The organism is Klebsiella spallanzanii (genome assembly GCF_902158555.1).
Lineage (GTDB): Bacteria > Pseudomonadota > Gammaproteobacteria > Enterobacterales > Enterobacteriaceae > Klebsiella > Klebsiella spallanzanii.
This window is the reverse complement of record NZ_CABGGS010000001.1, coordinates 727,005-736,427: the sequence shown is the minus strand read 5'-3', so window position 1 is coordinate 736,427 and position 9,423 is coordinate 727,005. Positions and strand designations below refer to the sequence as shown.

Annotated in this window: 9 protein-coding genes and 1 pseudogene; 2 read left to right on the top strand and 8 right to left on the bottom strand. The window is 53.0% G+C overall.

Translation table 11 applies throughout. The features are described from left to right. Positions 1-102, bottom strand: a 102-nt coding sequence (locus FN082_RS03545) for a transposase (RefSeq protein WP_106376355.1), incomplete at its 3' end; no start/stop codon positions are given. 81 nt (positions 103-183) lie between these two features. On the opposite strand from FN082_RS03545, the pseudogene FN082_RS03540 reads away from it, so the two are divergent. Continuing rightward, a pseudogene (locus tag FN082_RS03540) lies at positions 184-390 on the top strand (DDE-type integrase/transposase/recombinase); the annotation flags it as partial. Next, entirely contained in the window at positions 364-507 is a 144-nt protein-coding gene (locus FN082_RS29930; protein WP_180349576.1) for a hypothetical protein, read from the top strand. The pseudogene FN082_RS03540 and the gene FN082_RS29930, both read left to right, overlap by 27 nt. A gap of 940 nt (positions 508-1,447) precedes the next feature. Here the strand turns inward: FN082_RS29930 and FN082_RS03535 are convergent. Genes FN082_RS03535 through FN082_RS03505 form a run of 7 tightly spaced genes read right to left on the bottom strand, consistent with a single transcriptional unit; the run spans position 1,448 to position 8,724 of the window. After that, positions 1,448-2,215 (bottom strand): heme ABC transporter ATP-binding protein, encoded by a 768-nt coding sequence (locus tag FN082_RS03535; protein WP_142981151.1) that lies wholly within the window; start codon positions 2,213-2,215, stop codon positions 1,448-1,450. Further along, a complete protein-coding gene (locus FN082_RS03530; protein ID WP_208431198.1) occupies positions 2,212-3,204 on the bottom strand; it encodes a FecCD family ABC transporter permease in 993 nt (330 codons plus the stop codon). The genes FN082_RS03535 and FN082_RS03530 overlap by 4 nt, the downstream gene beginning before the upstream one ends. A gap of 51 nt (positions 3,205-3,255) precedes the next feature. Beyond that, positions 3,256-3,879, bottom strand: coding sequence for an SDR family oxidoreductase (locus FN082_RS03525; protein ID WP_139538895.1), 624 nt, complete (start codon positions 3,877-3,879; stop codon positions 3,256-3,258). After that, positions 3,879-4,373, bottom strand: a complete 495-nt coding sequence (gene hutX / locus FN082_RS03520; protein ID WP_139538924.1) for a heme utilization cystosolic carrier protein HutX — start codon at positions 4,371-4,373, stop codon at positions 3,879-3,881. The genes FN082_RS03525 and hutX overlap by 1 nt, the downstream gene beginning before the upstream one ends. 12 nt (positions 4,374-4,385) lie before the next feature. Beyond that, positions 4,386-5,717: a heme anaerobic degradation radical SAM methyltransferase ChuW/HutW gene (gene hutW / locus FN082_RS03515; RefSeq protein ID WP_407929220.1), complete on the bottom strand. Its 1,332-nt coding sequence runs from the start codon at positions 5,715-5,717 to the stop codon at positions 4,386-4,388. A gap of 29 nt (positions 5,718-5,746) precedes the next feature. Continuing rightward, positions 5,747-6,574 carry a heme/hemin ABC transporter substrate-binding protein gene (locus tag FN082_RS03510; protein ID WP_180349579.1) on the bottom strand — a complete coding sequence of 276 codons (828 nt, stop codon included), beginning with the start codon at positions 6,572-6,574 and terminating at the stop codon, positions 5,747-5,749. Then, positions 6,574-8,724, bottom strand: a complete 2,151-nt coding sequence (locus FN082_RS03505; RefSeq protein WP_139538896.1) for a TonB-dependent receptor plug domain-containing protein — start codon at positions 8,722-8,724, stop codon at positions 6,574-6,576. Before FN082_RS03505 ends, FN082_RS03510 begins: the two co-directional genes overlap by 1 nt. Positions 8,725-9,423 lie beyond the last annotated feature (699 nt).

Genomic DNA, 9,423 nt, shown 5'->3' with positions numbered 1-9,423 from the left:
CGAAATAGCGGCCTCACGGCACACATCCTTGACGGTACGTCCGGCTTCGACGGACTTCAGAACGGCGATGATCTGGTGTTCAGTGAATCGGATCTTACGCATAGCGATCTCCTCAGGGGACATTATCAGTATGTCGGAAGATCTCTAAAAGTGAATGGTTCGTTTTGCCGGGATACTTACAGGTCGACAGACTTTATGCATGTTGCGCTGGTCTGTGGCAGAAGCTTCCGGATCTTCAACGTGATGGATGAGTTTAACCGTAAAGCACTGGTGATCTAAATTGACTTGAAGATCCCGGCGCAGCGGGTTGTGAGAGAGCTGGACAGGATAGAGGTAAACCGAGGATATCCGCCGAAGATACGGATGGACAACGGGCCAGATATGGTTTCTTCTGACAGTGATTATGGCAAATGCAGACCTCGTGAAGCTCTGATTGAAACCAAAAAAGGTATCTCAACCTTCCGTTGGAAAATTAATAATGAACAATATAAATTTATTGAAAAATAAAATCGATACTAAGGTCATGAACTTTGTATTATTGTCCGTTGTCACTGGTGGTGTTTATTCCATTATGTGGCTATTTCTGAATCAGCCAAAATTAGCCGAGGAAATGAAAAGTGAGTTTGTCCTAAAGACTATCCACTATGGCTCGATATCGCTAGGGGATCTGGCTAGTTATTATCAGATATTAGTTTAGCAATAAGCAAGGACATGACTGTATTTGATTATCTCTCCACACAACTTTCTCTTGCATCGACAGTGATTATTATAAGTGTATTCAAATCGAAATCAGTGTTACAGGCTTATGCTTTAAATGAGTTTAAATTTGAATTGAAGATGAATCCATTCTACAAGTTTATCTTTAGTATCTATTATATCGTGTGTTGCATTAATGACATGTAATCACAATCGCAGTAATAAAATATTATTTACAGTAAACAGAATAATTGGTATCTCATCTTGATGAGACCTGTAATAATGCCAGAGCTCTTCGCTTTTTATAATGCAGATATCCTGGTTTTGACACCGAAAATACATATTAAGAAAGTTTGCGCTCGCGGTAGATGTATGGTTTTCGACGGTAAGTCCTGTGTCAGAGGTACGTTCGAGTAAATATAAAATATTGTCAGCCTTCCGCATTAACAAACGGATGGCTGATTGATTATATTCTATAGCCTAACTTTGTAATACTATAAAATATTTAGGATTTACAGGATTAAATACAATTAGAAACAGTATCGCAACGCAAATATTATCATCCCACAGATTTTCAATCATTAATTCATTGCTGTAATTACATAGGCCAGAGCAATAATATCAGTTCAATGCATAACCGCTAATTTGAGATAGCACTTCATCTTTGCCTGAGAAAAATTTACTGGTCTCTTTTACTTTTATTCGATTTTTAAATAGTTATGAACATTTGCAAACTTTGCCCCTTTAATATTCATTTTTCTAACAGAATAACAGGTGTTGAATCATGGGCGCTGGTGACAGTAATTTCAGTCTGGTAGAGACTTTTCAGTACGGGCTCAGTCAGTACTTCCTGCGGGGTTCCATTATGAATCACCAGACCTTTTTCCAGCAGGATGATTCGGTCGGCGTAGCGCGCGGCCAGGTTAAGGTCGTGCAGCACGCAACAGACGTTAAAGTGTCGTTCCTGTACCAGTTGGCGTAGCAGACGGAACAGATGCTGCTGATGGTGAATATCCAGCGCCGACGTCGGTTCGTCCAGAAACAGCCATTTTGGCGACGGTTCCGGATCCCACAACTGGACCAGCAACCGCGCCAGCTGCACCCGCTGCTGTTCGCCGCCGGAGAGGTGGCGATAGTCGCGTGATGCCAATTCGCTGCAGCCGCACAGCGTCATAATATGTTCAGTCTCATCGCGAGAGTTACGGGTACAATGCGGGTGGCGGCCCATGCGGATCACCTCTAAAACGGTGAATGGAAACGCCATATGAAAGTTCTGCCGCATTACCGCGCGTACCTTCGCTAGCTCCGCCGTCGGCCACCCGTTTAATGGCCTCCCAAACAGTGAGCAGTGACCACTGTCCGGTTGCAAATAGCCGGTAAGCTGGCGTAGTAAGGTTGACTTGCCCGCGCCGTTAGGCCCCAGAATCGCCACGATTTCACCGCCGGGCAGCGTCAGTGAGACGTTATTCGTCAGGCGACGCCCATTGAGGCTGTAGGTAAGGTTCCGGGCATCAATCATAGCGCTCTCCGTGTTCGCAGAATAAGCCATAAAAAGTACGGGCCGCCGATCAGGCTGGTCAACAGACCTACCGGCATTTCAGCAGGCTGTACCAGCGTGCGAGCCAGCGTGTCTGCAACCAACAGCAGGCAGGCACCTGCGAGGGTGGAACAGGGCAGCAGCCAGCGGTGGTCAGCGCCGATGCTCATACGGATCAGGTGGGGGACCACCAGGCCGATGAAACCAATAACGCCGCTCACCGAGACGGCGGCACCGACGAGCAGCGAGCTGAGCAACAGCAACTGCTGGCGCTTACGTTTAACGTTGATGCCGAGGTAGTGAGCCTCTTCATCACCCAGTTGCAAGAGATTTAGCGTGCTGGCGAGCCAGCCAGTGGCGATTATAGCCGGGAGGGCAAACGAGGCGGCAACAAGCAGCGTAGGCCACTGTGCTTGCCCCAGGCTGCCCATCATCCAGAGTGTCAATTGGCGCAGTTGCTGTTCATCGCCGACGTAGCTCAGTACGCCAATAGCCGCGCCACATAGAGCGTTGATAGCGATACCTGCCAGCAACAGTTGCATCATACCGCTGTGGCTTTGGCGCATGTTGATCAGAAAGATGACTGCGCAGACCACCAGGCTACCGGCGACGGCAAAGATCATCTGTTCATACAGCATCACAATTGCCGGTAAAGAAATTGGGAAGATAATTGCCACGCCGACCATCAGCGCCGAGCCGCTGCTGACACCGAGCAGGCCAGGATCGGCCATTGGGTTGCGGAATAACCCCTGCATAATGACCCCAGCCGTTGCCAGCGCGCCGCCCACCAGTACAGCCAGCAGCACGCGCGGCAGACGAATATTGAGCCAGATATCGCGATACTGCTCATCCAGCAAGGAGGCAAAGGTGATTTTTAGCGCCCCCTGGCTGGCCCCCACAAGTATGAGGGCCGCAAGCATCAGCAACAGGCCGATAAATACGCTGAAGGAAGAGTGTGAATCCCTGAACACGCGAATCTCCATAACATCGATGCGGTGCTGCCTGGCAGCGTCGCGACGAGATTAAACCGGTTTAAGGTCCGGTTGAACCAGACTGTAAGCCTGTTGGTTTAGTGCCGGGTCAGCGTCCAGAGCCTGAATATGCGCGGCCACGTCGGCACGCTGGACAAAACCGTGTACTTCCTGCTGCTGGAAGCGTTGCGCTTTGCCGGTAGCGTCTCCGTTCAGCAATCCGCCCGGGCGCAGAATGGCGTAGTCCAGCGTGCTGGTTTGCAGCCAGCTTTCCGCGAGGCTTTTTTCCCGAACGGCCTGACCAAAAGCCGCTTTGGCGCGATCCGAAAGGAACTGCCAACTCTCTCCGCAACCCAGCGATGAAACGAGGATCATGCGGCGAATGCCCGCTTTCTCCGCTTCATCAATCACCGTACGGTGCGCCTGATAGTCTTGCGCGCCGCCCATCGTGGAAATCACCGTCGCTGCCGGGCCTGCTGCCTGGCAGGCCTGTGCTACGCTCTCGGCATTGCAGGCATCGCCAATCACGACCTGAACGCCTTTTGCTTCCAGGCGAACGGCGGCTTCCGGGTTACGCACCAGCGCGATGACCGGGCGTTTTTCTGCCAGCGCTCGCTCGACCGTCAGCGCCCCAACGCCTTGACCACCCGCCCCGAAAATCAACCATGGGCTCATCAAGCTTTCCCTTTCAGCACGGTGGCCAGAGTGCGGAAGGCGTCAACCTGCTCGCTCAGCAGCTGACGGTGCTCGTCGCGACCAAGGAAGATTTTGAACATCGCGCTGCCCGCCGCGTTGAAGAACAGAATGGAGGCGGTATCCATGGCCATAAATTTGCGCTCAACGAGGGCAATATGGGTGCAGTTTTCGGCCTTAATATGGCCGGTCATGCCTTTTTTACCGCGCAGGTTGAAGTAGCCGTGCCGGTGGAAGCCTGACGGAAGCTCGCCGGTAAACTCCAGAATTACATCGGCGGAGTGAACCAGTGTGGTGACCTTGCCCCATTCACAAACAGTATCCCAGACAGTATCAAACTTGTCGCCGGTTACCAGGGTGTGGGACGGCACGTTTTTTACCACCTCCAGCAGGGTGGTATTGTACTGCCCGGCGATAGCTTCCAGAGTGCCGTCTGGCTCGGTTTTCAAAAAGTCCTGCAGAGAAAGGTTGCTCATCATTAACTCCAGCTATGGGGTTTCTACCGCAATGTGCGGTGCGTTAAGCTCCTGAATCAGTTCATCAAGAGACTGTAAAATATTGCTTGCCCAGAAGCGTCCTTCATTGGTCAGACGCAGGCAGGTTGAGTCATCTAGTGTCAGCCCGGCGCGGTGCCACTGTGCCAGCAGCGGGACAAGGCGAACGGCGTGCGGCGTGAGTGCTTCCAGCGGAACGCGCGCGGTTTCAACGCCGGACTGCAGCGTATGGCGCCACTGGAACCCGCGGTCAGCGGTGCGCATCATCATCATCAGCGGCTTTTTGCCTGCGGCGATTGATTCGTGCCAGCTGTTCAGGTTGCGGTCGACCATCCACGAATAGCCGTTCACCGAGCCACCCGCGCCGGAACCCAGCGCCAGGCAGTCTGCGCCTTGCTTGATCAGCAGGTTGTAGAGGTTGCGTTCGCGGGTGGTGCGCGCCCAGTGGCTGTTGCTGATACAGCGCCAGCCGGCCTGGTCCATAAAGTCGCAGCCCTGAAGATAGAGGTCACGGCGCTCGGCGGGTTGCGGCACGCTGGTGCGGCCGTTCTCAACTGCTTTACCGAGCGGTGTGTTGGGCAGCAGGTTGAGGGCGTAGAGGTCGACGCCGTCGAGGCCGATATCGCGGGCGATGGTCAGATCCTCCCCCCATAGTCTGGCATTCTGCCCCGGCAGGCCAAATAGCAGGTCGCATACCACCGCCGCACGGTCACGTCGCACCAGTCCTTCCATAAAGGCGATGGCGGTCGGGCCGTCGGAGGTGCGGGCCATCTTTTTACGAATTCTGCTGTTAAATGACTGAATACCTATAGAAAAACGGTTGGCTCCAGCGTCGAGACAAGCGTTGATGCGCGCGTCGTCGAAGTTCAGCACTCGCCCTTCAATGGTTATCTCACAGTCCGGCGCCAGCGGCAGCCTCTCGCGTAAAGCGGTGATAATCCGCGCTAGGTCGCGCGCTGAGAGTGCAGACGGTGTGCCGCCGCCAAAATAGACCGCGTGAATTGGTGCGGACTGATGCAGCACGCTGTCGGCTTCCATCTCAATCTCACGCAGCAGCGCATCGGTGTAGCGCGAGCAGTGATCTTCCTCGTAGCGGTTCTGGTAAAAACCGCAGAAGGTGCAGTGGGTCGCACAAAACGGAATATGCAGATACAGCAGGCGCTTACGCGACGGTGTTGTGTGGCTTAGCACCTCCAGCCAGGTCTGCTCCATTTGCTCTTTAGCAATCGGGATTGCACCGCGCCATGGCATAGTGGCCCGGCGGTCTTTGAAGGGTTGACTGCCCTCAAGCGCAAAGTGCGGGGTGAGATCCAGCTCGTATGTCATATTCAGCATAACGGATTTTTCAACGTCCTTTAGTTTGGCCAAAACTGGCTGTGCAGCGTTTCAACGGCGTCGGCAACGCGTGGACCCATCCCCAGGATTAGCGCCTGATCGAGAATAATGATCCGTTTGTTTTTCCACGCAGCGGTACGAGTGATCCCGGCAATTGTGCTCAGGCGGTTGATGTCGCCTTCAACCATCTGTGAGGTCACGATGATCACCTGCGGATTGGCGGCAATCAGCGCCTCAGCACTGTAGCTGCGATACTGTGGATGCTGCGCCACATTCTGGGCGCCAGCGAGCGTCATAATGGCGTCGGCTACGCTACCCTGACCCGCCACCTGCGGCGCGCTGCCGCCCGCGCTGAGGATAAACAGCGCTTTGACTGGTGCTGATTTGCTGACGCTGCTCTGCGCCACTTTTTCCAGACGCTGGCGGATATCGTTAATCAGCGCGTTACCTTGTTCTTCAACGCTCAGCGTTTTCGCCAGCGTGTGGATGTTGGCGTACATCTGCTCGACAGTTGCCGGGACGCGCGGCAGGGTGACGACATCGACTTTCTGCGACCGCAGTTGATCGAACACCAGCTGCGGACCGGCGTCCTGCCAGGTAATAAAGCGGTCCGGGCGCAGTGACAAAATGCTTTCGCTACTGAGCTGTTTCCAGTAACCAATATGTGGAAGCGCGGCGGTTTCCGGCGGGTAAGAGGTGGTTTCATCCACTCCAACCACGTGGTTACCTGCGCCTATCGCATAAATTAGTTCGGTGAGCGAACCGCCCGCCACCACAATGCGCCCGGCAGCCTGGGCGCTTAGCGCACAGGTAAGAGCCAGCAGTCCAATGGCTATTTTTTTAATCATCAGAAGTTCCACGCAAAGCCGATAGCCGCATTAAAGCCCGCCGCAGGAATAGATTCGTGCGCCGTGCGGTAGCGTTTATCGGCCAGGTTGTTGAGGGCCAGATTGACCTGATACTGGTCTTCAGTGCCGAATTCGGTGTTGACCGCGAGGTTCAGCGTCGCCCAGCCAGGCGTGCGGACTTCTTTGCTGCCAGTGTCATCTTTGGCGCTTGAAGCTGCGCGGATAAAGACATCGGAGGTCACATTAGCCTGACTCAGCATCAGCGTGTGTTTCACCCCGATGCGGCCGTTGACGCTGGGTTCGCCAGTATTGGTGGTTTTCAGCGTCTGGCCTTCGTACTGACGGTGGATCAGGTTGCCGCTAACGTAAGGTGAAACAACCCAGCCGTTATATTCCGCACTCAGCTCCATACCCCAGGTTTTGGCTTTGTTGATATTATCGTAGTAGTAATATCCGCCGCGTGAGGAGGTAGTGTTGCCGTTGCACAGTGCCTGGCCAGAGCAGGCGATGCTGGCAATATAGTCTTTTGCTTCCGAGTAATAGACCGCCCCGTCAACCAGCCACAGATTGTCGTTGTAACGTATACCCAGTTCGAAGTTGTTGGAGTGTTCAGCTTTCAAATTCGGGTTGCCGTAGGTGGTACCGCCACCCGCAGCCGTTTGCATAAACAGCTGGGAGAGCGTCGGGAAGACGTAACCCTGGGCAAAGGCGGCGCGCAGTTCAATGTTGTCAAAACCGGAGTAACGCAGGCTGGTTGAGGTGACCAGCTCGCTGTCGTTCGTCGACTGTTTCGGGATAGAGGTGTCGCTGCTGACGCCCGAAGCCGTGGATTGTCCGTCGCCGCGGGTTAGTTTTGAAGAAAGCCAGTACTGGCGAGCGCCCAGTGTCCATGTCCAGTTATCCGCAAAGCGCCAGTCATTTTGTGCAAACAGGGAGGTATTGCTCTGCTCGGACTCGTAGTAGGAGCGGGTCTGCGTTTCGGTATTGATGAATCCGGTGACAGATTTATTCGTCGTGTTGCCGTCCGAGGTTTGGGAGACGCGGTCGCGCTTGTACTGCGCGCCCAGAACCAGCTCGTTATTGGCCGGAAGAGAGAAATTGCTCTGTAGTGTGATGCCCTGAGTGTACTGCTTATCACGGGTCTGGGTCTGATTATGCACTGCTAATGCCTGAATCATCGGGCTTGGTATGGGCTGTGTTGTTTTCACCTCATTCTCAAACTGACGCTCAATAGTCTGCTGATAGGCATCAATATGGATTTTTTTCAGATAGTCACCGCCCACGTCCATATCGTAGAACAAGCCGACTTTTTCACGTTCCAGCTTCGGAATCTTCACGCTGAAGGCATCGTATTCGCCGTCTGGATCTTCAAAATAGGTCTGGGTGGAGAGCCTGTAGCGGTCAAGCGACAGGCCAAAATGCTGGTTATCGAGGTTATAACCCAGCCAAACAGCCTGGCTGTTGTTACGGTTGTGGGTATTCGGCAGACGACCGTCCGGTGTCTTGCGGTCGCCCTGATCGGAATAACTGCCGTTAATACGGTAATCAAACTGGCCGATACTGCCCCAGGCAGCGGCGGACTCTTCCCAACTGGCGGTTGAGGAGTTGTAGACCGCTTTCACCGTCCCGGCGACGGGCTTATCGCCGCCTTTTTTGGTGATAAAATTCACCACGCCGCCGATGGCCTGAGAGCCGTACAGTACAGAGTAAGGGCCTTTTACCACTTCGATGCGCTCCAGCGCTGATTCGTCAATCAGAAGGCCAACGCCGTAGTTGTCCCCGGCGCGCTGATAGGTGACCTCCTGACCATCGATCAGAATCAGCACGCGGGAAGAGGCTTCACCGCGAATACGGATCTGCTTACGTCCTGCCAGCGCATTATCAGTGACTTCAACACCCGGAATATCCTGCAGGTCATCAGCAATTGAGGTACTGGTGGAGTTTTGTAACGTCTGATGATCGATGACCTGAATGGTTGCCGGGCTTTCCCAGAGGCTGCTTTCCGAGCGGTTCGCCGTAACGACAAGGGTCTCTTCTTTGCTGGTTTTGTTTTGTGCGGTGGATACTGTGGCTGCTGAAACGGCACCTGCAATAAACAATGGCAGGGCAGAGAGTACTAATGCCCCTCGAGAAAGTGTTGTGATACGCATCATTGACCCTATGAATGAGTATGATAATAATAATTAGTATCAATTACACTTACATATGAAGGTATGAAACGTCCAGCCTTAAAGGTTTAAATAAAATGCATCTTTGATTTGAGTCAACTTATGACTTAGGGGCTGTATAAGTCAAACTTTTGAATCCTCACGGGTTTAACAGACTCCTCAGAGTCATTTAAAATGGCTCAAAGAGAAGCCCGCAGCGATATTTTTGATTACATCGAAATTTTTATAACAGTAAGCGTCGGCATGGCTTGAGTGATTAGATGCCACTGACGGAATATAATAATTAATATTATCAACAACTAAGAAATATCCATATTATCCGTGGCGATTCAAAGCGCTGGCTAGCTAACTGGCTAAAGGTCTTAAAAACGAAGCTGATCTTATCCAGTTGTGCATTATCTATATGGGGCGTAACAGCCTGGAAGGACTACAAAGCTGTCACCCGTAGCCTGAAGGTGTTTATCAGGCCTTGGCCAAGAGGCGGCGCTGATGGCGTAGGATGCATTCGTGGGAGCCTGGGGCGATAAGTACCGCCTGATGATAGTCGGTGTGCCTTGGTATTGTTCACCATGGTTTCAGCCGTCACAACGAGGAAGGATCGCGAATGAGGCTCCGACAGGCTGTAAGTTGGAATCTTTTCTCCGGCACCACTCCGCTCTGCGGGGCTTGTCTGAGCATATA

Coding starts and splice junctions, on each gene's coding strand:
- FN082_RS03535 (WP_142981151.1), bottom strand. CDS start 2,215: ATGATTGATGCCCGGAACCTTACCTACAGCCTCAATGGGCGTCGCCTG.
- FN082_RS03505 (WP_139538896.1), bottom strand. CDS start 8,724: ATGCGTATCACAACACTTTCTCGAGGGGCATTAGTACTCTCTGCCCTG.
- hutW (WP_407929220.1), bottom strand. CDS start 5,717: ATGACATACGAGCTGGATCTCACCCCGCACTTTGCGCTTGAGGGCAGT.
- hutX (WP_139538924.1), bottom strand. CDS start 4,373: ATGAGCAACCTTTCTCTGCAGGACTTTTTGAAAACCGAGCCAGACGGC.
- FN082_RS03510 (WP_180349579.1), bottom strand. CDS start 6,574: ATGATTAAAAAAATAGCCATTGGACTGCTGGCTCTTACCTGTGCGCTA.
- FN082_RS03525 (WP_139538895.1), bottom strand. CDS start 3,879: ATGAGCCCATGGTTGATTTTCGGGGCGGGTGGTCAAGGCGTTGGGGCG.
- FN082_RS29930 (WP_180349576.1), top strand. CDS start 364: ATGGACAACGGGCCAGATATGGTTTCTTCTGACAGTGATTATGGCAAA.